31 protein-coding genes are annotated in these 25,229 nt (G+C 66.9%); 19 read left to right on the forward strand and 12 right to left on the reverse strand.

The features are described from left to right. Positions 1-15 precede the first annotated feature (15 nt). From SSKA14_RS10790 to SSKA14_RS10810, 5 genes are all read right to left on the reverse strand, one after another. Positions 16-261 carry a hypothetical protein gene (locus SSKA14_RS10790; RefSeq protein WP_008265544.1) on the reverse strand — a complete coding sequence of 82 codons (246 nt, stop codon included), beginning with the start codon at positions 259-261 and terminating at the stop codon, positions 16-18. Positions 262-387: 126 nt separating this feature from the next. Further along, entirely contained in the window at positions 388-657 is a 270-nt protein-coding gene (locus tag SSKA14_RS10795) for a hypothetical protein (protein WP_008268235.1), read from the reverse strand. A gap of 95 nt (positions 658-752) precedes the next feature. After that, complete coding sequence (locus SSKA14_RS10800; protein ID WP_040007454.1) at positions 753-1,394, reverse strand: hypothetical protein; 642 nt, start codon at positions 1,392-1,394, stop codon at positions 753-755. Positions 1,395-1,517: 123 nt separating this feature from the next. Continuing rightward, positions 1,518-1,994, reverse strand: a complete 477-nt coding sequence (locus SSKA14_RS10805; RefSeq protein WP_008267031.1) for a membrane protein — start codon at positions 1,992-1,994, stop codon at positions 1,518-1,520. Positions 1,995-2,086: 92 nt separating this feature from the next. Beyond that, complete coding sequence (locus tag SSKA14_RS10810) at positions 2,087-3,325, reverse strand: NADH:flavin oxidoreductase/NADH oxidase family protein (protein ID WP_008267256.1); 1,239 nt, start codon at positions 3,323-3,325, stop codon at positions 2,087-2,089. Positions 3,326-3,414: 89 nt separating this feature from the next. On the opposite strand from SSKA14_RS10810, the gene SSKA14_RS10815 reads away from it, so the two are divergent. Next, positions 3,415-3,897 carry a MerR family transcriptional regulator gene (locus tag SSKA14_RS10815; protein WP_008264635.1) on the forward strand — a complete coding sequence of 161 codons (483 nt, stop codon included), beginning with the start codon at positions 3,415-3,417 and terminating at the stop codon, positions 3,895-3,897. Positions 3,898-3,913: 16 nt separating this feature from the next. On the opposite strand, the gene SSKA14_RS10820 is transcribed toward SSKA14_RS10815, so the two are convergent. Beyond that, positions 3,914-5,125, reverse strand: a complete 1,212-nt coding sequence (locus SSKA14_RS10820; RefSeq protein WP_008266719.1) for an MFS transporter — start codon at positions 5,123-5,125, stop codon at positions 3,914-3,916. A gap of 549 nt (positions 5,126-5,674) precedes the next feature. Here SSKA14_RS10820 and SSKA14_RS10830 point away from each other — a divergent pair. Next, complete coding sequence (locus tag SSKA14_RS10830; protein ID WP_040007459.1) at positions 5,675-5,932, forward strand: YjhX family toxin; 258 nt, start codon at positions 5,675-5,677, stop codon at positions 5,930-5,932. 73 nt (positions 5,933-6,005) lie between these two features. Then, positions 6,006-6,512 carry an N-acetyltransferase gene (locus SSKA14_RS10835; RefSeq protein ID WP_008268708.1) on the forward strand — a complete coding sequence of 169 codons (507 nt, stop codon included), beginning with the start codon at positions 6,006-6,008 and terminating at the stop codon, positions 6,510-6,512. A 22-nt stretch (positions 6,513-6,534) separates the two neighbouring features. Here SSKA14_RS10835 and SSKA14_RS10840 read toward each other — a convergent pair whose 3' ends face one another. The 3 genes from SSKA14_RS10840 to SSKA14_RS10850 all read right to left on the reverse strand — a co-directional run bounded on the left by SSKA14_RS10840 (position 6,535) and on the right by SSKA14_RS10850 (position 8,072). Further along, positions 6,535-6,741: a hypothetical protein gene (locus tag SSKA14_RS10840; protein ID WP_006452125.1), complete on the reverse strand. Its 207-nt coding sequence runs from the start codon at positions 6,739-6,741 to the stop codon at positions 6,535-6,537. Between the two features lie 58 nt (positions 6,742-6,799). After that, positions 6,800-7,237: an acetyltransferase gene (locus SSKA14_RS10845; RefSeq protein ID WP_008266268.1), complete on the reverse strand. Its 438-nt coding sequence runs from the start codon at positions 7,235-7,237 to the stop codon at positions 6,800-6,802. A gap of 67 nt (positions 7,238-7,304) precedes the next feature. Continuing rightward, positions 7,305-8,072: an NAD(P)H-dependent oxidoreductase gene (locus SSKA14_RS10850; RefSeq protein WP_008266154.1), complete on the reverse strand. Its 768-nt coding sequence runs from the start codon at positions 8,070-8,072 to the stop codon at positions 7,305-7,307. Positions 8,073-8,150: 78 nt separating this feature from the next. On the opposite strand from SSKA14_RS10850, the gene SSKA14_RS10855 reads away from it, so the two are divergent. From SSKA14_RS10855 to SSKA14_RS10875, 5 genes are all read left to right on the forward strand, one after another. After that, the gene (locus SSKA14_RS10855) at positions 8,151-8,510 is read left to right on the forward strand and encodes a helix-turn-helix domain-containing protein (protein ID WP_008265377.1); all 360 of its coding nucleotides are present in this window, start codon (positions 8,151-8,153) and stop codon (positions 8,508-8,510) included. A 75-nt stretch (positions 8,511-8,585) separates the two neighbouring features. Continuing rightward, positions 8,586-9,110 carry a tRNA adenosine(34) deaminase TadA gene (gene tadA, locus SSKA14_RS10860; RefSeq protein ID WP_008264975.1) on the forward strand — a complete coding sequence of 175 codons (525 nt, stop codon included), beginning with the start codon at positions 8,586-8,588 and terminating at the stop codon, positions 9,108-9,110. 75 nt (positions 9,111-9,185) lie between these two features. Continuing rightward, positions 9,186-9,758 (forward strand): oligoribonuclease, encoded by a 573-nt coding sequence (gene orn / locus SSKA14_RS10865; protein ID WP_008268480.1) that lies wholly within the window; start codon positions 9,186-9,188, stop codon positions 9,756-9,758. A gap of 159 nt (positions 9,759-9,917) precedes the next feature. Continuing rightward, the gene (locus SSKA14_RS10870) at positions 9,918-10,793 is read left to right on the forward strand and encodes an EcsC family protein (protein ID WP_008266681.1); all 876 of its coding nucleotides are present in this window, start codon (positions 9,918-9,920) and stop codon (positions 10,791-10,793) included. A gap of 139 nt (positions 10,794-10,932) precedes the next feature. Then, the gene (locus SSKA14_RS10875) at positions 10,933-12,048 is read left to right on the forward strand and encodes an alkene reductase (protein WP_008265723.1); all 1,116 of its coding nucleotides are present in this window, start codon (positions 10,933-10,935) and stop codon (positions 12,046-12,048) included. Between the two features lie 106 nt (positions 12,049-12,154). Here the strand turns inward: SSKA14_RS10875 and SSKA14_RS10880 are convergent, their stop codons facing one another. After that, complete coding sequence (locus tag SSKA14_RS10880) at positions 12,155-13,048, reverse strand: mechanosensitive ion channel domain-containing protein (RefSeq protein WP_008267805.1); 894 nt, start codon at positions 13,046-13,048, stop codon at positions 12,155-12,157. A gap of 137 nt (positions 13,049-13,185) precedes the next feature. Next, on the reverse strand, positions 13,186-15,564 hold the full coding sequence (ppsA, locus tag SSKA14_RS10885; protein ID WP_008267432.1) for a phosphoenolpyruvate synthase: 2,379 nt from the start codon (positions 15,562-15,564) through the stop codon (positions 13,186-13,188). Positions 15,565-15,709: 145 nt separating this feature from the next. Between ppsA and SSKA14_RS10890 the strand changes: the two genes are divergently transcribed. From SSKA14_RS10890 to SSKA14_RS10910, 5 genes are all read left to right on the forward strand, one after another. Next, a complete protein-coding gene (locus tag SSKA14_RS10890; RefSeq protein ID WP_008267950.1) occupies positions 15,710-16,531 on the forward strand; it encodes a pyruvate, water dikinase regulatory protein in 822 nt (273 codons plus the stop codon). Positions 16,532-16,679: 148 nt separating this feature from the next. Beyond that, a complete protein-coding gene (locus SSKA14_RS10895; RefSeq protein WP_040007465.1) occupies positions 16,680-17,189 on the forward strand; it encodes a DUF1249 domain-containing protein in 510 nt (169 codons plus the stop codon). Between the two features lie 42 nt (positions 17,190-17,231). Beyond that, positions 17,232-17,720, forward strand: coding sequence for an 8-oxo-dGTP diphosphatase (locus SSKA14_RS10900; RefSeq protein WP_008267611.1), 489 nt, complete (start codon positions 17,232-17,234; stop codon positions 17,718-17,720). Positions 17,721-17,862: 142 nt separating this feature from the next. Further along, complete coding sequence (locus SSKA14_RS10905; protein ID WP_008268742.1) at positions 17,863-18,492, forward strand: DUF2239 family protein; 630 nt, start codon at positions 17,863-17,865, stop codon at positions 18,490-18,492. 120 nt (positions 18,493-18,612) lie between these two features. Then, positions 18,613-19,977, forward strand: coding sequence for an MATE family efflux transporter (locus SSKA14_RS10910; RefSeq protein ID WP_040007467.1), 1,365 nt, complete (start codon positions 18,613-18,615; stop codon positions 19,975-19,977). A 187-nt stretch (positions 19,978-20,164) separates the two neighbouring features. Here SSKA14_RS10910 and SSKA14_RS10915 read toward each other — a convergent pair whose 3' ends face one another. Further along, on the reverse strand, positions 20,165-20,815 hold the full coding sequence (locus tag SSKA14_RS10915; protein ID WP_008265303.1) for a class I SAM-dependent methyltransferase: 651 nt from the start codon (positions 20,813-20,815) through the stop codon (positions 20,165-20,167). 345 nt (positions 20,816-21,160) lie between these two features. On the opposite strand from SSKA14_RS10915, the gene SSKA14_RS10920 reads away from it, so the two are divergent. The 6 genes from SSKA14_RS10920 to SSKA14_RS10945 all read left to right on the forward strand — a co-directional run bounded on the left by SSKA14_RS10920 (position 21,161) and on the right by SSKA14_RS10945 (position 25,077). Then, complete coding sequence (locus SSKA14_RS10920; RefSeq protein ID WP_006452013.1) at positions 21,161-21,775, forward strand: phosphatidylcholine/phosphatidylserine synthase; 615 nt, start codon at positions 21,161-21,163, stop codon at positions 21,773-21,775. 22 nt (positions 21,776-21,797) lie between these two features. Continuing rightward, positions 21,798-22,892 (forward strand): class III poly(R)-hydroxyalkanoic acid synthase subunit PhaE, encoded by a 1,095-nt coding sequence (gene phaE, locus SSKA14_RS10925; RefSeq protein WP_008265690.1) that lies wholly within the window; start codon positions 21,798-21,800, stop codon positions 22,890-22,892. Next, entirely contained in the window at positions 22,889-23,956 is a 1,068-nt protein-coding gene (gene phaC, locus SSKA14_RS10930; protein ID WP_008265454.1) for a class III poly(R)-hydroxyalkanoic acid synthase subunit PhaC, read from the forward strand. Before phaE ends, phaC begins: the two co-directional genes overlap by 4 nt. Positions 23,957-23,989: 33 nt before the next feature. After that, entirely contained in the window at positions 23,990-24,358 is a 369-nt protein-coding gene (locus SSKA14_RS10935; RefSeq protein WP_008266457.1) for a YfeK family protein, read from the forward strand. Positions 24,359-24,424: 66 nt separating this feature from the next. Further along, positions 24,425-24,628: a PspC domain-containing protein gene (locus SSKA14_RS10940; RefSeq protein WP_006374017.1), complete on the forward strand. Its 204-nt coding sequence runs from the start codon at positions 24,425-24,427 to the stop codon at positions 24,626-24,628. Beyond that, the gene (locus SSKA14_RS10945; protein WP_040007472.1) at positions 24,625-25,077 is read left to right on the forward strand and encodes a hypothetical protein; all 453 of its coding nucleotides are present in this window, start codon (positions 24,625-24,627) and stop codon (positions 25,075-25,077) included. The genes SSKA14_RS10940 and SSKA14_RS10945 overlap by 4 nt, the downstream gene beginning before the upstream one ends. Positions 25,078-25,229: the final 152 nt, after the last annotated feature.

Here is a 25,229-nt window from a genome sequence, read left to right on the forward strand (position 1 = left end):
CTGCGCCGGCTGCGCTTACAGATCCTTTTTCTTGCCGCTCAGGTCCAGTGGTTTGTCGCTGCCCTTGCGCTCGCTCGACCACACTTCCATGCCTTTGTTGCAGCGGCTCTCGCGGGCGGCCACGTCGCGCGGCAGATCCTTCAGGTGCGGCGATTCCTGGCAGGCCGGATGCATGGCGCTGTCGTCATAGGTGGCGCAGCCACCCAGCGAGACCAACGCAAACAAGGTGAGTGAGGTGCGCAGCAGGGGCGGCAGGTTCATGGGGCGGTCTCGGGGTGGTGCCGGAGTGGCCCTGCCATTGCAATCCGTGACCCCGGGCACAGGCAATCGGACCGATTGCACTTGTTATTCTGTAACAATCGCGCGATAGTCCGACATCCGATGCGGTCAGGCGATGCAGGCCATCAGCACCACGCACAGGGCCAGCATCAGCACGAACACACGGCGGCTCAGCGCCAGACACGCCAGGTAGGCGGCCAGGGCCCAGGCGCCCAGCAGGGCGCAGGCCAGCATCCACACCCCGATCACCATCAGTGATCCACTGGCCAGCGCCGACAGCGCAACAGCCTTGAACGCCGCAATGCCCAGCACACTGCCGAGAATGCCTGCCTGCAGGGCAATGGCATCGTGACGGGCGGGGGCAGAAGGATGAAGCATGGCGGCCGGGGTGATCCAAGGCATGAGCGGCACGCGTACTGTGCCCGACTGCATATCCACGCTGTGTGTTCTTCGCCGACGACGTGATCGGTGAATCAGTGACGGCGGCGCGACAACAATAGCCCAATGCCCACCACGGGCACGATTCCGAGCATCGGCGCCTTGTACAACGGCCAGCCAGGCAGCAGGCCTGTGATCACCAGTGCCGCCGTTGCCAGCAACAGGACCGCACCCCACACGCGTGCAGGCCAGGCACCGAAGAAGTAGCGGCGTTGCGGAGCAGTGGCAGGGGTGGCGGGCCGATTCGTGAGAGCCTCTGCCAGCGCGTCCCGGAAGGTTGAGAATTCATGCGTCGATGCCCTTGTGCGCTGGAGCAGCACGCTCGGTCCATCGATCAGGATCAGATCGACATGATCGTCAAGGTTGTAGGACCGGATCTGCTCGAACAGGAGGGGAGCGCGGTGCTGGAATACCAGGCGATCATGCTCCAGTGCCACCCGGTCCCGTCGTGGGGGATAGGCAACGAAGGCCAGGATCAGCGCCGACAGCGTGAATACCGCTGCTGCACCCAGTGCAGGGAGAAGTCCAAGTTCGGGCGCGACGGCGAACAGGAGTATTGCCAGTGGTACGGCTCCGATGGCAAACATGGCGTACTGGTGATGGCGCCTGAAGATGCGAACTTCACTGTCGATTTTCCGGGGCCGGACGGGCCGACGGGAAGGGGCGGGCAACTTCATGGACTGCGCTCGATCACGGCTTTCTGACAGTAAAGCGTGGCGTCGCGTTGCAATGACGTCCATACAACTATTTCGAATCCTTCCCTGCTGGACCTCCAGGTGCGTCTTCGCCCGCGCATCTGCTCAGTCGAATTCACCCTCGACCGATTCCAGTCGTTTCCGGTACGCCGCGCGATGCTGGTACAGGCGCTGGCATTCGCTCGACCGGTAGATGCGGCTTGCCGGTTCGTTGGCCACCGAATCGCACATCCGCGCGATGTGGTTGTTGGCGGCCAGTTCGGTGACGAAGAACACCGCCGTGATGCCGGTGCCCAGCAGCACGATATACAGCAGGCGGCTGAGCCAGCGCGTGCGCTTGCGCTCGAAGTGCTGCTGGAGGGTCAGGTCGAAGCGGATGATGCTGAGCACGATCCAGATCATGGCGACCAGGAAGCACAGCGTGGGCAGCAGCCCGCGCCAGAGGCCGGCCTCGTACACCGATTCGCTGTAATGGACCGCAGCCCCGGCACCGGCGATGGCAATCGCCAGTGCCCAGTTGCGGCCGAGCGAGAGCAGGTCATCGAGCAGTTTTTCGCGGTTGCCGGTCGGTCCTGCTGCCACGTGGGTTCCTTGTGCCTGCTGCGATAGGGAGCGGACTGCCGCCGGTCATGCAGATGGTGGAGCATCGCTGCCACGATGAGAAGCCCGCCTGTTCAGCGGCTGCCTGCACGCGCGGCGATCCAGCGCCTGTAGCGACGGGTCCGGCACCTGCCCGCCGCCTGCGCCAGCAGCAGCGCCCACATCGGTGAGACACCGGGCGCGGTGGGGCGGCGCCGGCTCAGCCGGCCCAGCTGGTACTTCACCGCCGCCATGTGTGCGCTGGCCGCCAGCGGCTTGCTGCGCCACCCAATGATGCGAAGCATTGGCACCGCGTCGCGCCCCTGCCGCCAGTGCTTTGGCAGGTCCGGTTCGATCGCCAGCGCGGTGGCGATGCCCGCCATCGCAATGCCGCTGTCCAGCACCTGCTCGGCCACCGCGTGGCGACGGATTCCACCGGTGACCATCAGCGGCATCGTCGCCACCGTGGCGATCTCGCGTGCGAACTCAAGGAAATAGGCTTCGCGTGCGAGGCTGCGTTCATCGCGCGCGGCGCCGGTCATGGCCGGTGCTTCGTAGCTACCGCCGGACAGTTCGACCAGATCCACGCCCAGCGGGGCCAGCATCTCCACCACGGCGCGCGCGTCCTCCGGCGAGAAGCCGCCACGCTGGAAGTCGGCGGAATTGAGCTTCACCGCCACCGCGAACGTGGGCGACACCGCAGTGCGCACCCCTTGCACGATCTCAAGCAGCAGGCGTGCTCGGTTCTGCAGGCTGCCACCCCAGCCATCATCGCGGTGGTTGGAGAGCGGCGACAGGAACTGGCTGAGCAGATAGCCGTGTGCGGCGTGGATCTCCACCCCGCTGAAGCCAGCACGCTCGGCCAGCTCGGCACTGCGGATGAAGCGGGCGATCACCTCTTCGATGTCGGCCCCGGTCATTGCCCGCGGCGGTGCGAACTGGCTGGACAACGCCCCCATCTGCAGCGGCACCGCTGAAGGCGCCAGCGCCGGTTGGCCGAGCGCGGCCGGCATCTGCCGTCCGGGATGGTTGATCTGCATCCACATCTGCACGCCGCGCGCGCGGGCCGTGTCCGCCCAGGCGATGAAGCGATCAAGGTGGCGGTCGTCTTCCAGCACCACACCGCCTGGTCCAGTCATGGCACGGCCATCGACCATCACATTGCCGGTGATGATCAGCCCGGCACCGCCGTCGGCCCAGCGCTGGTACAACTCCAGCAGCGCGTCCGAGGGCGCGTGGTCGGCGTCGGCCATGTTTTCCTCCATCGCGGCCTTGGCGATGCGGTTGTGGATGACCGCGCCCGAGGGCAGGGCCAGCGGTGAGAACAGGGACATCGGACAGCTCCGGGACAGGGGAATGGCGCTACGCTAACCTTCAAGTTTTATTGAAGGTCAAGCGGTGTCGATGTCGAGGATTCAGGCCCATGAAGATCGGTGAACTGGCGCGGCGCACCGGCCTGGCCGCGTCGCGCATCCGCTTCTACGAGGACGCCGGGCTGCTGGTGGTGCAGCGCCAGGCCAACGGCTACCGCGACTACCCGGAGCAGGCGGTGCTGCTGCTGGAGCTGATCATCGGCGCGCAGCGCGCAGGCTTCAGCCTGGAAGAGATCCGCGCGCTGCTGCCGCCGGACATGAGCCAGTGGCAGCACGATGCGCTGATCACGATGCTGCGGCGGAAGGTGGCCGATATCGAGGCGCTGCAACTGCGCCTTGCGCAGAGCCGGGCGCACCTGCTGGCCTTGATCGAGGATATCCAGGCGCGGCCGGACGGCATTGATTGCGCGGCCAATTCACGGCGGGTACTGGACCGCGTACAGCGTGGTGACCTGGCACGGCCCACGCTGGCAGCCGGCGATGGTGCGTTGCTGCGACCGGGCCGCCGCCGCCGCCGCGCCGGCAGCGACTGACGACCCGGCGCGATGCTCAGTGGCTGCCGGCGACGGCGTGCCTGCGCTTCCTGTCCAGCATCACCGCCACGCCCCAGAGCAGCAGGCCGCCGAGGGCGGTGGCGGCGCCGACGTAGCCGGTGCTGGCCGGGCTGAAGCCGGCGCTGATCGCCATGCCGCCCAGCCAGGGGCCCAGCGCATTGGCGGTGTTGAACGCGGCATGGTTGGAAGCGGCGGCAAGCGTCTGCGCTTCGCCGGCCACGTCCATCAGGCGGGTCTGCAGCACCGCCGCCAGCGCGCCCATGGTGCCGACAGTGATGATCATCGGGCCGATCGTCCACACCGACTGCGCGGCCAGCGGATACAGCAACAGCATCACGATCGACCACAGCAGCACCACGGCGGCGGCCTTGAAGTGGAATTTGTCCACCAGCCAGCCACCGGCAATGTTGCCGATGATCGCGCCAATGCCGAACACGCCCACCGCCAGCGGCATCCACGATTCGGCCACGCCGGTGACCTGCACCAGGGTTGGTGCCAGGTAGGTGAACACACAGAACATGCCGGCGAAACCGACCGCACCGATCGCCAGCGCCAGCCACACCTGGGTGGTGTTGAAGGCGCGCAGCTCGCGCATCGGCGAGGTACGCACCTCGTCCGGATCGGGCAGCAGGAAGCGCGCGATCATCACCACGGTGGCGATGGCCAGCAGGCTGACCAGGGCGAAGGCGGTGCGCCAGCTCAGCTGCTGGCCCAGCCAGGTGGTCAGCGGATTGCCGACCAGGATCGCGATCGACAGGCCGAGCAGCACGCGCGACATCGCCTGGCCGCGCTGGCCGGCGGGGCTGATCGCCGCAGCCACCAGCATCGCCACGCCGAAGTAGGCGCCGTGCGGCAGGCCGGCGACGAAGCGCGCCAGCAGCATGGTGGCGTAGTTCGGCGCCAGCGCGCTGGCCAGGTTGCCGACGGCATAGAAGCCCATCAGCGCCAGCAGCAGCTTGCGGCGCGGGAAACTGGCGCCGACGAACGCCAGGATCGGCGCACCGACCACCACGCCGATGGCGTAGGCGCTGATCAGGTGGCCGACCTGGGTTTCAGAGATCGACAGGCCCCGGCTGATCTCCAGCATCAGGCCCATGCTGGCGAACTCGCTGGTGCCGATGGCGAAGCCGCCCAGTGACAAGGCGAGAATGATCAGGGTGCGCTGACGGGGCGTCAGCCGCGCAGCCAGGGAAGAGTTGGGGCTCATGCGGGGGCGCGATGGGGACGAGGGGAGCCGCCCATTGTACTGCTGCACCGCAGCAGTGATCAGTGCCCATGGCCAAGAATCAGCGTTTGACCGGTGGTGCCGGGGTTGCATCGGTGCCATCTGTGCCTCCCCTTCGGCAAGCACCCCTCGCGTACGCTGAGCAGCGCCATCGACGTGTGTGCCGCGTCCACCGGCACAGTCGGCGCGGATGGCGATGTCGGCGAGCTTTACGTTGAGGGCCAGTGGGTGCTGGCGGATGCGCGCGCCGATGCTGCCCAGACCATCGTCGGCTCCTGCGGATGAAAGATAAATTATCGCCCAATCGCGTTGGTGCCGAGGTTGACCCGCCGCAGGCGGCTGGGTAACGTGCGCGTGCCTGCAGCACGCAGGCGCCTGCCGAGTGTGGTTTTTCATGTTGGAGATTGCCGTCATCGGATAACCCTTCCCGTGTGTCTGCCGGGAGTGGTTATCGAATGCGTGTTCCCCTGGCCGGGTGCCGTTGGCAGCCCGTGTCGTCCGCATTTCCGATTACGCAGGATCTCTCTTCCCATGAATATCTCCCGAGCGGAGCAGAGGACGTTGCACGTTCTCGCCCAGGGCGGCTGCATTGCCTTCAGCCGCGACGGCTCTGGCCGTGTCCGCAGCGTTGAATGCTTCAATCGTGAAGGCCTGTTGCTGAGCGATTGCACGCTGGCCGTCTTCAAGAAGCTGAAGAACAAGCGCTTGATCAGTTCGCATGACGGTCGTCCCTACCGCATCAACCGCGCTGGACTGGTTGCGGTGCGCCCGCAGCTGGACAATCGCTGATGCGCGCCATGGCGATCCTTTTCCCTCACCGCGTACCCGCTGCCCGGGTGCGCCGCATCGATCGAGGTGCCCCTTGAACTACACCCTCCGCAATGAAGCCGCGGCCGACATCGCCGCCATCCATGCGCTGACAGCCGCAGCCTTCGCTACCGCCGAGCACAGCAGCCACACCGAACACTTCATCGTCGATGCACTGCGCTCGCGTGGTGAGCTGGCGGTTTCGCTGGTGGCCGAGGTCGATGGCGAGCGGGTTGGCCATGTCGCGGTTTCGCCGGTGGCGATCAGCGATGGCAGTAGCGGCTGGTTCGGCCTCGGTCCGATCTCGGTATTGCCCGGATGGCAAGGGCAGGGCATCGGTGCGGGGCTGATGCGTGCCGCGCTTGAAACCCTGCGCCAGCAGGGAGCACGGGGCTGCGTGCTGCTGGGCGAACCGGGCTATTACGGACGCTTCGGTTTCCGCGCCGAACCAGGCCTGATACTGCCGGGCGTGCCCGCGGAGTACTTCCAGGCCCTCTGCCTGCGCCCACCGATGGCGCAGGGCGAGGTGCAGTACTCACCGGCATTCGAGGCCACCTCCTGAGCCGGGCCTGGCGCGCTCCTGTTCAGGGCGCGCGCCAGGCGGTTGGTTCGGGTTGCGGCCTGGGAATGCGGTAGCCGCCGATATGCTCAAGCAGTTCGTTGGTGCGGCGCTGCTCGACCAGCACCTCGCGCAACAGATTGCGCACGGCGAAGATGGCGAACGGCACCAGGATCCAGACCAGGCTGATGCCCAGCGCGAACAGGGTCAACAGGGCTTTTGCACCATCCATGCACGGCATTCCTCGATTCGAAGCGGCCACGCTAGCACGCGGCGGCTGCCGGAGAATGTCAGCCGTTGTGCCGCAGATGGATCAACGGATACGGGCGCCCCTGTGAATCCACAGGTGAGCGTCCGGTTTCGACAAAGCCCATGCGCCGGTAGAAACCCACGGCCTGCGCGTTCTGCGCGTTGACGTCGGTGCTCAGCTGCGGATGCAGGGCCAGTGCATGCTGCAGCAGCTGCCGGCCGATGCCGGTGCCACGCACGTCCGGGTCGATGAACAGTGCTTCCATGTGGGTGCCGTCGATCAGCATGAAACCCAGTGGGCGATCCTGAGCATCAGCGGCGACGGTCATCGGCGCCTTCGGCAGGAAACCGGCCACTTCTGCATCGATGGCCTGGCGGTCTTCGGCGCTGAGGAAGTCGTGGGTGGCGTCGACGGCGCGACGCCACAGGTCGACGAGGGCGGCGCCGTCGTCGGCGCGCGAGGGGCGCAGGGTGGTCATGGGTCACCAAGGTGCTTCGGAAGAATGTGCAGTATGCAGATTCCGGGCGATGGCTGCAGGCGTGGATTCATTCCCCGTTGCGATGGCGGATGAAGGGGCTGAACGCGGTTGCGTCCGCATGAAGCACGACGCCCTCCTCGAAGTCCTCGCTGTTGTTGAACGGCACGCTCGGCCATTGTTGCCAGTGCGCCAGCCGTTTACGGTAGTTGCCGGTGGCGGCCTCCAGCGCGGCATCGTGTGCCTGCACACGTTCGGGCGGAAGCCTGGAACGCACACCATGCACCACGTGCGGCTGCATCACCTCGAAGCCGACGTAGCGCAGGCTGTACATCAACGGCCACAGCAGCAGCCGGGTGTCGCCCTCGCGGCCGTCCACCGCGCACGCCCGCGCCGATGAGCCGGTGGTGACACTCAGCAACGCGCGCTTGCCGCGCATCACGCCGTGCTCGTGGCGCTGCCGGCTGTTGTAGACCGGTCCGTAGACCAGTACGCGGTCCAGCCAGCCCTTCAGCATGGCCGGAGCCGCGAACCACCACAGCGGGAACTGCAGGATCAGCAGGTCGGTGGCCTGCAGCAGGCGCAGGTGGCGCTGCACCTCGGCCGGTAGCTGTCCCTGTTCGGCGCTGTGCCGCTGCTCGCGCTGCGCATCGAAGGGGCCGGGCTGCAGGCGCTGCGGATGGTGATGGGCCGCTTCCAGCGGATCGAAGGCGTCCGCGTACAGGTCGATCATGTCCACCTGCAGGCCTTCATGCTGCAGCTGCTCGGTTGCCTGGGCAGCCAGATGGGCATTGAACGAGCGCGGTTCGGGATGGGCCAGCAGGATCAGGGCGTGCATGCGGAAAGGGCGTGTTGGAGTGTGCGACCATCCTCGCGAGGCCGGCGCACCCCGGCAATTAGGCACCTTGAGGTAACCATGGCCTTTCCCGGCGATGTCTATGCGGCGGACTGCTCGGCGCGTGATGCGTTGGCGCTGATTTCCGGCAAGTGGGTGATGCTGCTGTTGCCTGCCTTGGCACAGGGCCCGATGCGCAATGGCGCGCTGCTGCGGAAGATCGAAGGCCTCTCGCAGAAGGTACTGACCCAGACCCTGCGGCAACTGGAGCGCAACGGCCTGGTCGAGCGCTGCGACCGGGGCAGCAAGCCGCTGCACGTGGAGTACCGGCTGACCGAGGTCGCGCGCAGCCTGGTCGACACGCTGGCTGCGCTGGACCGTTGGGCCGAGCACAACTTTCCCGCACTGGATGCGGCCCGCGATCGCTTCGACGCGCGTTAGCGACGCCTGCACGAGCCGGGGCGTACACTACCGACCCGGCGGCCATCCTGGCCCAGCAACGACGCGAGAACCGCCATGACCGACACCCTGGGTGTACCGGTGCACGACGCCGATGAGCACTGGATGCGCCATGCGCTGGCGCTGGCCGAACGCGCGCAGCGCGAGTTCGACGAGATCCCGGTGGGGGCGGTGCTGGTCGGCGCCGATGGCCAGCTGCTGGGCGAGGGCTGGAATCTCAACATCGCTTCGCATGATCCCAGCGCGCACGCCGAGATCGTGGCCATGCGGGTGGGGGGCAAGGTGCTGTCCAATCATCGGCTGCTTGGCAGCACCCTGTACGTAACCTTGGAACCGTGTGCGATGTGCGCGATGGCGATCGTGCATGCGCGTGTCTCGCGCCTGGTCTACGGGGCCAGCGATCCCAAGACCGGGGCGTGTGGCAGCGTGTTCGATCTGCTCGGCGACGCCCGCCACAATCACCGCGTCGAGATCCACGGCGGCGTCCTGGCCAAGGAAGCCAGCACGCGCCTGACCAATTATTTCCGTGCCAAGCGGGGCAAGCCGCCGCTGCTGCTGGAAGACCACGCCGACGAGGGCTGAACGGCGAACGGGTATGATGGGCGCCTCTTTCCCTATCCGGTAGGCCGCGCGCCTGCCCAGCAACGAGGCGACACAATGGCGGACAACGGCGCGGCCAACGAACGACTGATCTGGATCGACCTGGAAATGACCGGGCTGGATACCGACAACGATTCGATCATCGAGATTGCCACCGTGGTCACCGACGCCCAGCTCAACGTGCTGGCCGAAGGGCCGGAGTTCGCCATTCATCACCCGGTGGAAACGCTGGAGGCGATGGATGAGTGGAACCGCAACCAGCACCGCCGTTCGGGCCTGTGGCAGCGTGTGGTGGACAGTACCACCACGCTTGGCCAGGCCGAGGCGCAGACGGTGAACTTCCTGGCACAGTGGATTCCGGCCGGCCTGTCGCCGATGTGCGGCAACTCCATCTGCCAGGACCGCCGCTTCCTGCATCGCCAGATGCCGCGCCTGGAGAAGTACTTCCATTACCGCAACCTGGACGTGTCCACGGTGAAGGAACTGGCCAAGCGCTGGGCGCCGACCGTGGCGGCCGGGGTCGGCAAGAACAGCAACCATACCGCGCTGAGCGATGTGCATGATTCGATCGCCGAGCTGCGCCACTACCGCCAGTTCATGGGCGCGCTGTCGGGCCTGCCGACTGCTTGAACGACGCCAACGGGCATGGCCCGGCGCTACCGGGTGATACGCGAACTGGTAGTGCCGGCCGCTGGCCGGCAATTCAGCGGCCTTTGTGACGTGTATCAGGTTGCCGGCCAGCGGCCGGCACTATCCTCCGTTCAACTCCCTGGCGCTAAGATCGGCGCCATGAACGAGCCCATCCTGCTTCCCCGCGACATCGCCCACGATGCCCGCGACTGGTCCGACCTGCAGCGGGCGGTAACCCTGCTGGAAGCGCCGACCCTGACCGCGCGCATGGCCAACCTGGTCGGCACGCCGCTGGAATTTGCGGTGAAGGCGCTGCCCAAGGCGGTCTCCGGCCGTATCCATGGCGCGGTGCAGGCGGCGCTGTCCAAGTCGGCGCAGGCGGCGCTGTGGAGCATGGACAACAGCCCCGGCAAGGGCGCCTCCACGCGCTGGCACAAGCTGGCAGCGGCGACCTCGGGTGCGGTTGGCGGGGCCTTTGGCTTCGCCGCCCTGTTCATCGAGTTGCCGGTGTCGACCACCATCATGATGCGCGCGGTGGCCGACGTGGCCCGGAGCGAGGGATTCGACCTGTCCGAGTTCAGTACCCGCCAGGCCTGCCTGGAGGTGTTCGCGCTGGGCGGCAACTCGCCGCGCGATGACGCCAGCGAGACCGGTTACTACCTGGCCCGCGGCTTCACCACCGACGTGATGCGGCACCTGTCGGCCGAACTGGCCGGGCGCGTGGTGACCGGTCGCGACCTGACCCTGGGCGTGGCGCCGAAGGAAGCCGGCAAGCTGCTGGCGAAGATGGTGGAGAAGGTGGCCGCGCGTTTCGGCGTGGTGGTGACCGAAAAGTTCGCCGCACAGGCGGTGCCGATCGTGGGTGCGGCAGCCGGTGCAACGCTCAACACCATGTTCACCGATTACTACCAGGACATGGCGCGCGGCCACTTCATAGTGCGCCGGCTGGAACGCAAGTACGGCGAAGACGTGGTGCGCGCCTGCTATGACCGGGTGGCGCACGGTGCGATCAGGATCGAGCCCAGCCTGGAGTAGAGCCACGCCATGCGTGGATGAGTACTGATGGCGGGTGATCCTTGCCTGCCGGGCACAACTGTTTTGCCACGATGCGCCTGTTGTGCTGTGGCCTGCATCCCCATCCTTGCCGGTACTCCCCCCGCAAGAGATTGCCGCCATGCTGTTCACCCCCCACCGCCTGGGCGCCCTGACCCTGCCCAACCGCATCGTGATGCCGCCGATGACACGCTCGCGTGCAGCGGACGGCAACGTCGCCACCTCGGATATGGCTGCCTACTACGCGCAGCGTGCCAGCGCCGGCCTGATCGTCAGCGAAGGTACCCAGATCAGCCCGCAGGGCCAGGGTTATGCCTGGACGCCCGGCATCCACAGCGATGAGCAGGTGCGGGGTTGGCGCCAGGTCACTGACGCAGTGCATGCCGCCGGTGGCCGCATCTACGCGCAGCTGTGGCACGTCGGTCGTGTTTCGCACGTGGCCCTGCAGCCCGGTGGCGTGGCGCCGGTGTCGTCCTCGGCGTTGCTGGCCGAAGGCGTGAAGGTATTCGTCGACCCGACCGGCGCAGGTCCGGAAGCCGGCGTGGGCGAAATGATCCAGCACTCGATGCCGCGTGCACTGGCAGAGGATGAGATTCCGGGCATCATCGCCGACTACGCGCAGGCCACCCGCAATGCACTGGCCGCCGGCTTCGATGGCGTCGAACTGCATGGCGCCAATGGCTACCTGATCAACCAGTTCATCGACTCGCAGGCCAACCAGCGCACCGATAGCTATGGTGGTGCGTTGCAGAACCGGCTGCGCTTCCTGCGCGAGGTGGTGCAGGCGGTGGTGGCGGTGGCCGGTGGTGAGCGCGTCGGCGTGCGCCTGGCGCCGCTGACCACCCTGCAGGGCGCGGTGGACGATACGCCGCAGGCGACTTACCTGGCGGCCGCGCACCTGCTGGGCGAACTGGGTGTGGGTTACCTGCATGTCGCCGAGGCCGACTGGGACGATGCGCCGCTGATGCCGGTCGCGTTCAAGCAGGCACTGCGCATGGTCTACCCGGGCACGCTGATCTATGCCGGCAAGTACACCGCTGAGCGCGCCGAGCAGGCGCTGTCTGAAGGCTGGGCCGACCTGATCGGCTTCGGCCGGCCGTTCATCGCCAATCCGGATCTGCCCAAGCGTCTGCGCGCGGGTGCCGGATTGAACCAACCGGATCGGGCGACGTTCTTCGGTGGTGGTGCCGCCGGGTTCATTGATTATCCGGCGTTGGAAGCGGCCGTCGAGGCCTGACGGCCGATGGCCGGTCTGCGCGGTTCCTGGTAGTGCCGGCCGCTGGCCGGCATTCCCGGTGCTGCCTGTGGTGATGCCGGCCAGCGGCCGGCACTACCGTTGTGCGTCAGGGCTTGTCGCGCACCAATGCATCGGCCTCGACCACGCCGCCATCCTTGCCATGCAGGTACAGGTGCATGTCCTGCTGCGGATACGGAATGTTGATGCCGGCCTTGTCGAAGCCCAGCTTGAGCTGTTCCAGCAGCGTGACTTTGGTGCCGAACCAGTCGGCCGACTTCACGTAGCAGCGGATGCCCAGGTTGATGGCATGCGCGCCCAGCTCGTACACCACCACGTCCGGTACCGGCGTCTGCAGCACGCGCGGATCGGCCTTCATCAGTGCCAGCGCGGTATCGCGCGCCAGCTGGATGTTGTCCTCGTAGCCGATGCCGATCACCAGCTCGACGCGGCGCGTCGGTTCGGCAGTCAGGTTGATGATAGGTGCGGCGGTAATCAGCGTGTTCGGAATGGTGGTGTGCTGGTTGTCGGCGCCCGTGATGACGGTCTGGAAGATGCGCACTTCGCGCACGGTGCCGGTCTGCCCGGCCACCGTGACCACATCGCCGACCCGGAACGGGCGCAGCGTCACCAGCATCACACCCGATGCGATGTTGGACAGCGAGTCCTTCAGCGCCAGGCCCACGGCCAGGCCGGCGGTGCCGAGCACGGCCAGCAGCGGGGTGATCTGCACGCCCAGCGTGCCGATCGCCAGCACCACCACGATCACCAGCGATGCGGCGTACACCACGTTGCGCAGGAAGCTGCCCAGCATCGGGTCCACGCCCATCCGCGCGGTGGCGCGCGGCATTGCATTGGACAGGCGTCGCGCCACCCACATGCCGACCAGCAGCACGACAATGGCGGCCAGCAACGGCACACCGTAGGTTTCCAGCAGGCGCTCCCAGTCGAGCGAATGGAACCAGGGCGTTGCGGCGGGGGCGGGCGCTGTGGCGGTGATCATGCGAAAGTCCTGTGCTGCGAAGGGCAGAGCGTCCAGGGACGCCAGAAACACGAAGCCCCGCAGAGGCGGGGCTTGCGTGCAGCAGCAGTATGGGCCGACGCCGATGAACACGACGTCAGCCTGCGGCCTTCAGGGCATCAGCCGTTGGCCTTCAGCTTGGCCAGGCGCAGCCAGGTATCGACCACGGTGTCCGGGTTCAGCGACACCGACTCGATGCCTTCCTGCATCAGCCATTCGGCCAGATCCGGATGATCGGACGGGCCCTGGCCGCAGATGCCGACGTACTTGCCCTTGGCACGTGCCGACTTGATCGCCATCGACAGCAGCTTCTTCACCGCGGGGTTACGTTCGTCGAACAGGTGCGCGACGATCGACGAATCGCGGTCCAGGCCCAGGCTGAGCTGGGTCAGGTCGTTGGAGCCGATCGAGAAGCCGTCGAAGATCTCCAGGAACTCATCGGCGAGCAGTGCGTTGGACGGCACTTCGCACATCATGATGATCTTCAGGCCGTTCTCGCCCTGCTTCAGGCCGTTCTGTTCCAGCACCTCGATGACCTTGCGGCCTTCTTCCAGGGTGCGCACGAACGGAATCATGACCCACAGGTTGTCCAGGCCCATTTCGTTGCGCACGCGCAGCACGGCCTTGCACTCCAGCGCGAAGGCGGCCGAGAAGCTCGGGTCGACGTAACGGCTGGCGCCGCGGAAGCCGATCATCGGGTTCTCTTCGTGCGGCTCGTAGTTGCTGCCGCCGATCAGGTTGGCGTACTCGTTGGACTTGAAGTCCGACAGGCGCACGATCACGGCGTTCGGCGCGACCGAGGCGGTGAGGGTGGCGATGCCTTCAGCCAGGCGGTCCACGTAGAAGCTGACCGGATCACCGTAGCCGGCGATCTTCTCGTCGATCTTCTTCTTGGTCGCCGCGTCCTGGCGATCGTACTCCAGCAGCGCGTTCGGGTGGATGCCGATGTGGCTGGCGATGATCATTTCCAGGCGGGCCAGGCCGATGCCGGCGTTCGGCAGCTGGCCGAAGTCGAAGGCACGTTCCGGGTTGGCCACGTTCATCATGATCTTCAGCGGTGCCGGCGGCATGTTGCCCAGATCGGTGGTGGTGCGCTCGAAGCCGAGCTTGCCTTCGTAGATGAAGCCGGTATCGCCTTCAGCGCAGCTGACGGTAACCAGCTGGCCATCTTCGATGACCTTGGTCGCGTTGCCTGAACCGACCACGGCCGGCACGCCCAGCTCGCGCGCGATGATCGCGGCGTGGCAGGTGCGACCACCGCGGTTGGTGACGATGGCCGAGGCGCGCTTCATCACCGGCTCCCAATCAGGGTCGGTCATGTCGGCGATCAGCACGTCGCCCGGCTGCACGCGGTTCATGTCGTCCAGCGTCTTGACCACGCGGGCCACGCCCGAACCGATCTTGGCGCCGACGGCGCGGCCCTCGGCCAGCACGTTGCCGCCCTTCTCGGTCAGCGCGAAGCGCTCGATCTGGGTCGCGTGGCTGCGCGACTTCACCGTTTCCGGGCGCGCCTGCACGATGAACAGCTTGCCGCTGACACCGTCCTTGGCCCACTCGATGTCCATCGGGCGGCCGTAGTGCTTTTCGATGACCAGGGCCTGTTTGGACAGTTCCTGCACGTCCTCGTCGCTGATCGAGAAGGTGTTGCGCAGTTCGGCCGGGGTGTCCTCGATCCTGACGCGCTCGCCGGGGACATCCGAATACACCATGCGGATCGCCTTGCTGCCGAGCGAGCGGCGCAGGATCGCCGGCTTGCCGGCCTGCAGGGTGGGCTTGTAGACGTAGTACTCGTCCGGGTTGACCGCGCCCTGCACGACCATTTCGCCCAGGCCGAACGAAGAGGTGACGAACACCACGTCGCGGAAGCCGGACTCGGTGTCCAGGGTGAACAGCACGCCGGAGGAACCGACGCCCGAACGCACCATCAGCTGCACGCCGGCGGACAGGAACACGTCTTCGTGCTTGAAACCGTGATGCACGCGATAGGCGATGGCACGGTCGTTGTACAGCGAGGCGAACACTTCCTTGACCTTGTGCACGACATCGTCGGCGCCGGTGACGTTGAGGAAGGTTTCCTGCTGGCCGGCGAAGGACGCATCCGGCAGATCCTCGGCGGTGGCCGACGAACGCACGGCCACGGCCACATCGCCGCCGCCGTTGTCGGCGCTCAGCTGGGCGTAGGCGGTGCGGATGTCCTGGTCCAGCTGCGGCTGCAGCGGGGCATCGATCACCCAGGTGCGGATTTCCTTGCCGGCTGCGGTCAGCGCGTTGACGTCCTCGACGTCAAGCGTCGCCAGCTTGTCGAAGATGCGCTTGGACAGATCGTTGTGCGCGATGAAGTCCTTGAAGGCTTCAGCGGTGGTGGCATAACCGCCCGGCACCGACACGCCCAGACCGGCAAGGTTGCCGATCATCTCGCCCAGCGACGAATTCTTGCCGCCTACGCGGGCCAGATCGGCCAGACGCAGTTCGTGCAACCACAGGATGTTCTCGTTCAAGCGCGATGCTCCGTTTGGCCATCGCCCGAGGCGGGCTGGAATGGCCGCGTCCGTAGGAAGAAGCCGATATGATGCCGGGCAGACCACCGTCGGCACAAGCTTGTGCTGGCGGCCTTTTTAGGCTTCGTAGGGGGTAAAAGCGCGCATGTCGACCATCCGTCCGGTGTTCTACGTTTCCGATGGAACCGGTATCACCGCTGAAACCATTGGGCATAGCCTGCTGACCCAGTTCTCCGGGTTCAGCTTCATTACCGACCGCATGTCGTTTGTCGACGACCCCGAAAAGGCGCGTGAAGCCTGTGCCCGGATCCAGGCGGCAGGGGAGCGGTACCAGGTCCGGCCGATCGTGGTGAACTCCTGCGTAGACCAGAGCCTGAGCCTGATCCTGGCCGACAGCGGGGCGCTGATGCTGGATGTGTTCGCACCGTTCATCGAGCCGCTGGAGCGCGAGCTGGCCAGCTCGCGGCTGAACCGGGTGGGCCAGGCCCACGGCATGGTCGATTTCGACACCTACCACCGCCGCATCAACGCGATGAACTTCGCCCTGACCCACGACGACGGCATCGCGGTGAACTACGACGATGCCGACGTGATCCTGGTGGCGGTGTCGCGCGCCGGCAAGACGCCCACCTGCATCTACCTGGCTCTGCATTACGGCGTGCGCGCGGCCAACTACCCGCTGACCGACGAAGACCTGGAAAGCGACCGCCTGCCGCCGCGCCTGCGCAACTACCGGCGCAAGCTGTTCGGGCTGACCATCGACCCGGACCGCCTGCAGCAGATCCGCCAGGAACGCCGCCCGAACTCGCGCTACGCCAACCTGGATACCTGCAAGCGTGAGGTGGCTGCGGCCGAGGTGATGTTCCAGATGGAGCGCATCCCGACCCTGAGCACCACGCATACATCGATCGAGGAAATTTCCAGCAAGGTGCTGGCCACGCTGGGGCTGCAGCGCGAGCTGTATTGATCCTGGTCTGGTAGAGCCGGCCGCTGCCCGGCGGGTCGATGAACACTTGGCCGCGACGGAGGGCTGCCGGCCAGCGGCCGGCACTACCCAGGGGTTGGCTTGCACGTGTGCGCCCCCACGTTGAAGCACCAACGTGTAGGATCGACCCATGGCCCGAGCCTTGCCCCGCACCGAACGCATTCCCCGCCTGAGCCGGCTCAGCTGGCTCATGGGCCTGTACGCGGAGAATTACCGGCATCTGGTGCGCCTGTTCGAACCGGCCGGACTGGTGGCGGGTAGCTACATTTCCTCGATCGGCGACGGCCTGGACGTGCGCCTGGATGTGATCGAATGCCACCGCTACACGGTGGAACTGCGCCTGACCTACGACCTGGCCGACCCGGTCACCGGCGAGCCCGATCCGTCGGCCTATGTGCGCCTGTACCGCGACGCGCGCCAGGCCGAGACCACCCACTGCTACGTGGGCCGCCGCTGGCAGGACACCATGGGCCTGTATCCGCCGCCGGCAGAGCTGATCAGCCACCGCATGCGGATGAACACCTTCCTCGGCAAGTGGCTGGAATACCTGGCCGAGCGCGGCCACGGTGTCGCCACCCTGCGTCGCGATCCCGACGGCACCCCCACGCCGGCCGAGCGCCGCCTGTCGCTGGTGCGCTGATCGGCCATAATCCGGGGCTGACCTGCCGCTGGATGCTGCCCCATGCCGTACACCCCGATCGTCGCCACCCTGGGCTACGTGCTTTCGCCTGATCGTCGCCAGGTGCTGATGATCCACCGCAATACCCGCCCGGGAGACCACCACCTGGGCAAGTACAACGGGCTGGGCGGCAAGATCGAAGCGGACGAGGACGTGGCTGCCAGCATGCGCCGCGAGATCCAGGAGGAGGCCGGCATCGACTGCACTGGCATGCGCCTGCGCGGCACCATCAGCTGGCCCGGCTTCGGCAAGCACGGCGAGGATTGGCTCGGCTTCGTGTTCGTCATCGATGGCTTCGAAGGTACTCCGCACGGTGGCAACCACGAAGGCACGCTGGAGTGGGTGGAGCTGGACAAGCTGGACACGCTGCCGATGTGGGAGGGCGACCGCCATTTCCTGCCGCTGGTGTTCGATGCCGATCCGCGCCCGTTCCACGGCGTGATGCCGTACAAGGACGGCCGCATGGTGAGCTGGTCCTTCAGCCGGCTGTGACCCGGCGAATCGGTGGGTGCCAACCTTTCAGGTGGGTGCCAACCTTGGTTGGCACGCTCTTCCTGTCAATTAATACCCGGGCAATATTGACAGTCGCAAATTACCCGGGCAATATTTGTGCATCGCCTCCGGTGCCCTTGCCATGCCTGCGTCTCGACTTCCTCCGTTCAGCTGTTTCGATGGCCATCGCCTGGTGGCGTCCGGTACCCCGGAAGTCGCCGCGCTGGCACTGAAACAGCTGCGCGCCGACAACGCCGCCGGTCCGCTGCTGGTGTTCGACAACGCCACCGGCCGCACCCGCGATTTCGATACGCGCGGCACGGACGCGCAGCTGCTGGCGCGGGTGGCCGATGCGTTCCCGCCGGCCGTGAAAGCGGATCCGGAAACCCCGTTCGACGATACGCCTGCAACCCCACGTGGCCGCGGTCGACCCAAGCTGGGCGTGGTTGCCCGCGAAGTGACACTGCTGCCGCGGCACTGGGCGTGGCTGGCCGAACAGCCGGGTGGGGCCTCGGTGGTCCTGCGCAAGCTGGTGGAAACGGCCAGCCGTGCCGGCGCGGACAGGGACCGGCAGCGCCGGGACAGCGAGCGTGCCTATCACTTCCTGCAGACCATCGGCGGCGACCTGCCGGGCTTCGAGGACGCCATCCGCCTCCTGTTCGCGCATGACCGCGCGGGTTTTGAAACGGCATTGCATGCGTGGCCCGACGACGTGCGCACGCATGCCCTGCGCCTGGCGTTCGATGACCCTGCAGGCACTGCAGACGGCTGAGATACCCCGCGCTCGCTGAGCGACCGCTTCACCTGATCGCGGGCCACGGCCCGTTCCATTCGTGCGCGCTCTTTGCTGGCTGAAATGCCGGGCAGGGCAGCGCCTTGCCCAGAGACTCCGATGAACCCTCCTGCACGTCCTGCTGCGCCGCTTGCCCCACCGCTGTGGCGCACCTATATGACCCTGCTGCTTCCGATGCTGCTGACCAATGCGCTGCAGCTGGCCGCAGGCACACTGGACAACATCTATCTGGGGCACCTGCTTGGCACGCAGGCCGTGGCCGCCGCCGCCGCATTCTTCCCGGCCTTCTTCCTGCTGCTGGCGCTGGTGATGGGCCTGGCGACTGGTGCGATGGTGCTGATCGGCCAGGCCTGGGGCGCGGGTCGGCCACACCAGGCGCGAGCGGTGGCAGGCAGCGCGGTGGCGCTGGTGCTGTCGTTGTCGGTGCTGGTGATGGCGGTGGGCGGCCTCTTCGCGCCGCAGCTGCTGGCAGCACTGGGTACGCCGGCACCGATCCTGGACGAGGCCATCGCCTATGCGCGCGTGCTGATGCTGGGGGCGCCGGCCTTCTTCCTGCTGTGGCTGGCGACCGCCGTGAGCCGCGCGGTAGGCGATGCGAAGACGCCGCTGTACGCGCTGCTGCTGGCCACAGCGGTGGGCCTGTTGTGCACGCCGCTGCTGATCCTGGGCTGGGCCGGCCTGCCGCGGCTGGGTGTGGCCAGTGCAGCGGTCTCGGCGGTGTTCGCTTCGCTGCTGGCCCTGGTCTGGTTGCTGTGGCGCTGGCATCGTCTGGCACACCCGTTGGCGCCGGGCCATGATCTACTGCGCGCCATCCGCTTCGATGGGGGGCTGATCCGCTCGATGCTGCGCATCGGCGTACCGTCCTCGCTGCAGATGTTCAGCCTGGCGATTGCCGAGATCGTGTTGCTGGGCTGGATCAACCGCTATGGCTATACGGCCACGGCGGCCTACGGTGCGGTCAACCAGTTGATGAGCTGGGTGCAGCTGCCGGCGATGTCACTGGGCATCACCGCCACCATCCTTGCGGCCCACGCGATGGGCGCGGGGCGTGCCGCGCGGTTGCCGGCCATCGCCCGCACCGGCGTGCTGCTGGGGCTGCTATTGCTGGCGGCAGTGGTGATGCTGGTGATGGCGTTGGCGCCCTGGCTGACCGGTCTGATCCTGGCGGCGCCGGAGGTGCGCGAACTGGCCGCGCTGCAGCTGCGCACGGTGGTCTGGGGCGTGCTGGCAATGGGTGTCACCGCGGTGCTGGTCGGGGTGATGCGTGGCAGCGGGACGGTACTGCTGCCGGCGTTGCTGGGCATGTTGGCGGTATTGCTGGTGGAACTGCCGCTGGCGATGTGGTTGCAGGCGCAGCATGGGCTGACCGGCGTGTGGTGGGCGTGGCCGCTGGGGTTGCTGGCAATGCTGGTGATGCAGGTGTTCTGTTTCGCGCGTTGGCGGCGACGGGTGCAAGGCGGGTAGTACCGACCGCTGGCCGGCAACCCGTAACGTTCCGGGCAGCCGGCCAGCGGCCGGCTCTACCACGCGGTCGGATCACAGTCGTTGCGGCGGCTGCGGTGGGCCGGCCACTGGTGATGCAGATGTTCTGTGTTGCTCGCTGGCGGCGGGTGCAGGCTGGGTAGTGCCGGCCGCTGGCCGGCAGTCCGGTTCAGCGCCGCTGTGCCAACAGCAGATGGAAGTGCTTTTCGCGGGCCTGGCCATCGTTGCCGGGCGCGGTTTCCCGATGGCTGCGCCAGGCAGAAACGTTGAACCCGGCGACACGCAGCGCCAGCTCCACCGCATCCAGTTCGTGCAGCTGGAAATCGGCGGTGAACGGCAGGCTGCGCATGAAGGCGGCATCGCCGAAGGCCAGGCATAGCCGGCCGCCCCGGCGCACGACCCGCGCCAGTTCGTCCAGCACCGGCGCCAGGTCTGGCCAGAAGTACAGGGTGTTGACGGCCAGTGCCGCGTCCATCGCGGCATCGGCGATCGGCAGGGCATGGGCGTCGCCATGGCGCATCCCGGCCCGCTCGGCGAGCCCGGCGGTGGCGAGTCGCCGGTTGCCGGCCTCGACCATGGCGGTGGACAGCTCGATGCCCAGGTAGCGGCTGTCGCTGGCCTGCAGAAGCAGCGGCGCAAAGGCAGCGTTGCCGGGGCCGATCTCCAGCACCCGTTCGCCAGACGTCACCGCCAGCAGACCGATCGCAGCGCGGTTGAGCGCACCGTTGCTGCGGTTCATCGATTCGGCCACGGCCTGCGCGGCGTCACCATGGGGGTGCCGCAGCTGTGCGGCCAGGGTGGAAGCATCCAGCATCATCATCGTCCGTCGCGGGAATCTGGACGTGGCGGCGGCGGGGTCCGCCGATGACCATAGCGCTGCCTTCGCAGCTTGGGAAGTAGGGGAACCCCGCTTCAGGGTGATGAGGAAATGTCCAGCGTCGCAGTCGGTGAGATCTGGTTGTCCACAGGGGGTGTGGATTACGCGTGGGCAACTTTGTGGATAAGCGGCGACAGGCGCCACCCCCCTAGGCTGTCAAGATGGGTGGCGAAAAATTCACCGCCGGTGAGGACAGGTGAGGGAGCGGTGAAGGATCGGCGCGGCCAGTGCTGTCGCCAGCGGCGGCGCTCGCGGTAACCTGTGGGCCTTGATGCTCCGTGAGACCCCATGAAACGTCACTTCTCGATGCTGCGCGAATTCCAGCTGGCCGACTGGTTCACCTTGGCCAATGCTTTCTGCGGCACCGGTGCGGTGTTCGCCGCAATGCGCTTCCTGCAGGACGGCGAGCGCGGCTACCTGATGTTTGGCATGGCACTGATCCCATTGGCCTTCATCTTCGACGCGCTGGACGGGCGCATCGCGCGCTGGCGCAAATCCAGCTCCACCCTGGGCCGCGAGCTGGATTCGCTGTCCGACGTGATCTCCTTCGGTGTGGCCCCGGCCGCATTGGCCTATGCCTGCGGCATGCAGGGCGGGTGGGACTGGCTGGTGCTGAGCTATTTTGTCTGCTGCGGCGTCAGCCGCCTGGCGCGCTACAACGTCACCGCCGAGGCAATGACGGGCGACGAGGGCAAGGTCACGTATTTCGAGGGCACCCCGATCCCGACCAGCCTGGTACTGGTGATCGTGCTGGCGATCGCGGCAGGCACCGGCGCCATCGGCCAGGAGATCTGGTTCGGCCAATGGCAGATCGGCCCGTGGCAGCTGCACCCGATGGTGCTGCTGTTCGCCCTGTCCGGGTCGCTGATGATCAGCAAGACCCTGCGTATTCCCAAGCCATGACCCAGCCCTGCGGAGGCCTGCGATGACCAGCTCGGCCCACGACGCCGGCAGCAGCGATTTCGAAGCCCTGGCCCGGCAGTACTTCGGCGCCTGGGGAGATGCACTGCGCCACGCGGCGACGCCTGGCGCCCCGGCTGGCGACGGCCCGGGCAGCTGGCAGCGGCTGTTCGACGGGTGGGGCCAACTGCTGCCCGAACAGGGGCCGGGCGCGCCGGAAGACGCGGTGCGCCGGTTCCGCGAACAGGCCGGCAGCTGGTACGGCACCATGCAGGACGTGGCCGCGCGATTCGCCGGCCGCGACGCCAGCAGCGCCGACGTGGCCCAGGCCTGGCGCGAGGCGGTGCAGGGGCAGGGCGATGGCATGCTGCAGTGGATGCTGCAGGGCGCTCGTGGCAGCACCCACGCAGGCGCCGCCGTGCCCGAGTTCGCCGCCTGGCTGCAGCAGTTCCAGCTGCAGGCGGGCCCGTGGCTGCAGAGCCCGGCGTTTGGTCCGGGCCGTGAGCACCAGGCGCGCTGGCAGGCGCTGCTGCGCGCGCAGGAGGAATACCAGCAGCATTCGCGCGCCTACGTCGAACAGATCAAGCAGGCGCTGGACGAGGCCTTCGCCTTGTTCGAAAAGCGCCTGGCCCAGCACGAGCAGCCTGGCAGCCAATTGACCAGCGCCCGCGCGATGTTCGACCTGTGGATCGAAGTGGCCGAAGAGGCCTACGCCAAGGTCGCCATGTCCGAGCCGTTCCAGCAGGTGTATGCCTCGCTGGGCAACGCACAGATGCGCCTGCGCGCCGGCCTGCAGCGCGAGGTGGAACAGATGAGCGAGCGCATCGGCCTGCCGACCCGCAGCGAGATGGACGCCGCACACCGCCGCATCGCCGAGTTGGAGCGCAGCCTGCGTCGGCTGCAGGCGCAGGTGGCGGTGCTGGCGGGTACCGCCGCCGTGGATCCAGTAGCGCAGCCGGCTCCGGCGAAAGTGAAGCCGGCCGCGCGCAAGGCGGCGAAGAAGGCCGTACCTGCCAACAAGGCGGCCCCCAGCAAGTCGCCTGCAAAGAAAGTGCCCGCAAAGAAAGCGCCTGCGAAGAAGGCCGCCGCCCGCACCTCGTCACGGATGCGTGACCGATGAAGGGACCGCTGGGCTTCAACGCCGACGACCTGATGCAGGAAACCCTGGCCATGCAGCGCAAGCTGCTGGAAGGGCTCACGCTGCTGCCGCAGGTGGAGGACGTGGATTATGGCGTGACCGCCCGCGAGGAGGTCTGGCGCGACGGCAAGGTGGTGCTATACCGCTTCGTCGGCGAACAGGCGCCGACCCGGCGCACGCCGTTGCTGATTGTCTACGCGCTGGTCAACCGCCCGTACATGGTCGATCTGCAGGCTGATCGCTCACTGGTGCAGAAGCTGCTGGCGCTGGGCCAGGACGTGTACGTGCTGGACTGGGGCTACCCGGACCGCTCCGAACGCTTCCAGACCCTGGAGGACTATCTGCTGCGCTATGTCGATGGCGCGGTGGACGTGCTGCGCCAGCGCAGTGGTGGACCGGTGGACCTGCTCGGCATCTGCCAGGGCGGCGTGTTCGCGCTGTGCTACGCCGCGCTGCGCCGGCACAAGCTGGGCAAGCTGATCACCATGGTCACCCCGGTCGATTTCCAGACCGCCGACAACATGCTCTCGCACTGGGCGCGGCAGGTGGACGTGGACCTGCTGGTCGACACGCTGGGCAATATCCCGGCCGATCTGATGAATGCCAGCTACCTGATGCTCAAGCCGTTCCGCCTGAACGTGCAGAAGTACGTGGGCCTGCTCGACATCCTCGATGACAAGGCCGCGCTGGAGGATTTCCTGCGCATGGAGAAGTGGATCTTCGACTCACCGGATCTGGCAGGCGAAGCGTTCCGTGACTTCATCAAGCAGTTCTACCAGGGCAATGGATTGGTGAACGGAACGGTGCGGATCGGCGAGGAGGCGGTGGATCTGTCGCAGGTGACCCTGCCGGTGCTGAACATCTACGCCGAGCAGGACCATCTGGTGCCACCGGATGCGTCGCGCGCGATGCGCGGGCGACTGGGCACCGAGGACTACACCGAGTCCAGTTTCCGCGGCGGCCATATCGGCATATACGTGTCCGGGCGCGCGCAGCGCGAAGTGCCGGCCACCATTGATGGTTGGCTGAAGGCGCGCGACGCGTAGCGTCGAGCTTGCTCGACTTCATGGAACCCGGAAATGTCCCGACACCCTCTCCTGATCCTGGCCGCATTGCTCGCCGCGCCCGTCGCCCACGCCGCCCCCGGCCCGCAGGCGCAACGCGAGATCGCCCAGTTGATCTCCAGCCTCGACGGCTCGCCGTGCAAGTTCCAGCGCAACGGCAGCTGGTACGACGGCCCCGATGCGCGCGCGCACCTGCAGCGCAAGTACGACTACCTGCTGAAGAAGGACAAGGTGGACAGCGCCGAGCAGTTCATCGAACGCGCCGCCATCCAGAGCAGCATGAGCGGCAAGCCCTATCGCATCCAATGCCCCGGACAGCCTGAACAGACCGCTGCGGCCTGGTTCGGTGCCCGCCTGCAGGCCCTGCGCCAACGCACGCCGTAGACATGGCCGGGGTGTAGAGTCGGGCCACGCTCGACTGCACATTCTGGTTTCCGAGGAGATGCCGCCATGAACACCACGCCACGCACGCTGTCGCGTTCACTGAACGACCGCATGATTGCCGGGGTGATGGGCGGCATCGCCCACCGCTTCGGCTGGAATCCCACCTTGGTACGCATCGTGTTCGTGCTGGTATCGATCGGCTCGGCGGCCTTTCCCGGCATCCTCGTCTACCTGATCCTGTGGCTGCTGATACCCAACGAGGCGGATTGAACACCACCTCCCACCCCGTACCGCTCTGGCTACGCGCGCTGCAGGTGCTGGGCGCGGTATGGACGCTGCCCAATACGCTGATCGGGCTGATCGGTGGCCTGGCGGGCCTGCTGGGTGGGGCGACGCTGCGCTGGAGCGCCCGCGACTGTGCGCTCATCTTCGATCACTGGCCGTGGGGGCCGGGCGGGGCGATCACGCTGGGCAATGTGATCCTGCATACCGGGCACGACCTGGGCATGTGCTGCCGCACCTATGCGCATCAGGCCGGGTGGGGCGTGGAGCCGCTGATCCGGCTGGACGACCACGAGCGCGCGCATGTTTACCAGTATCTGGTGCTGGGGCCGCTGTACCTGCCGGTGTACCTGCTCTGCGGCGGGGTGAGCGCGCGCAATCCGTTCGAGCGCGCGGCGGATCATTACGCCCGGTTCGGGCACGGCTGGTGGCCGTAGGTTTCCAGCCAACGGCGCAGCCCCTCGTGGCTTGGTCGCGGAATGCGTTTCATGCGATTGGGCCAGGCAGGATGGGTTCGCGGGACACGCCGTAAACCCGTCCATGGGGGCTCGATGGCGCCATCCATGGCGCCAACGGTCCCGCGAACCCA

It is taken from the genome of Stenotrophomonas sp. SKA14 (assembly GCF_000158575.1).
Lineage (GTDB): Bacteria > Pseudomonadota > Gammaproteobacteria > Xanthomonadales > Xanthomonadaceae > Stenotrophomonas > Stenotrophomonas forensis.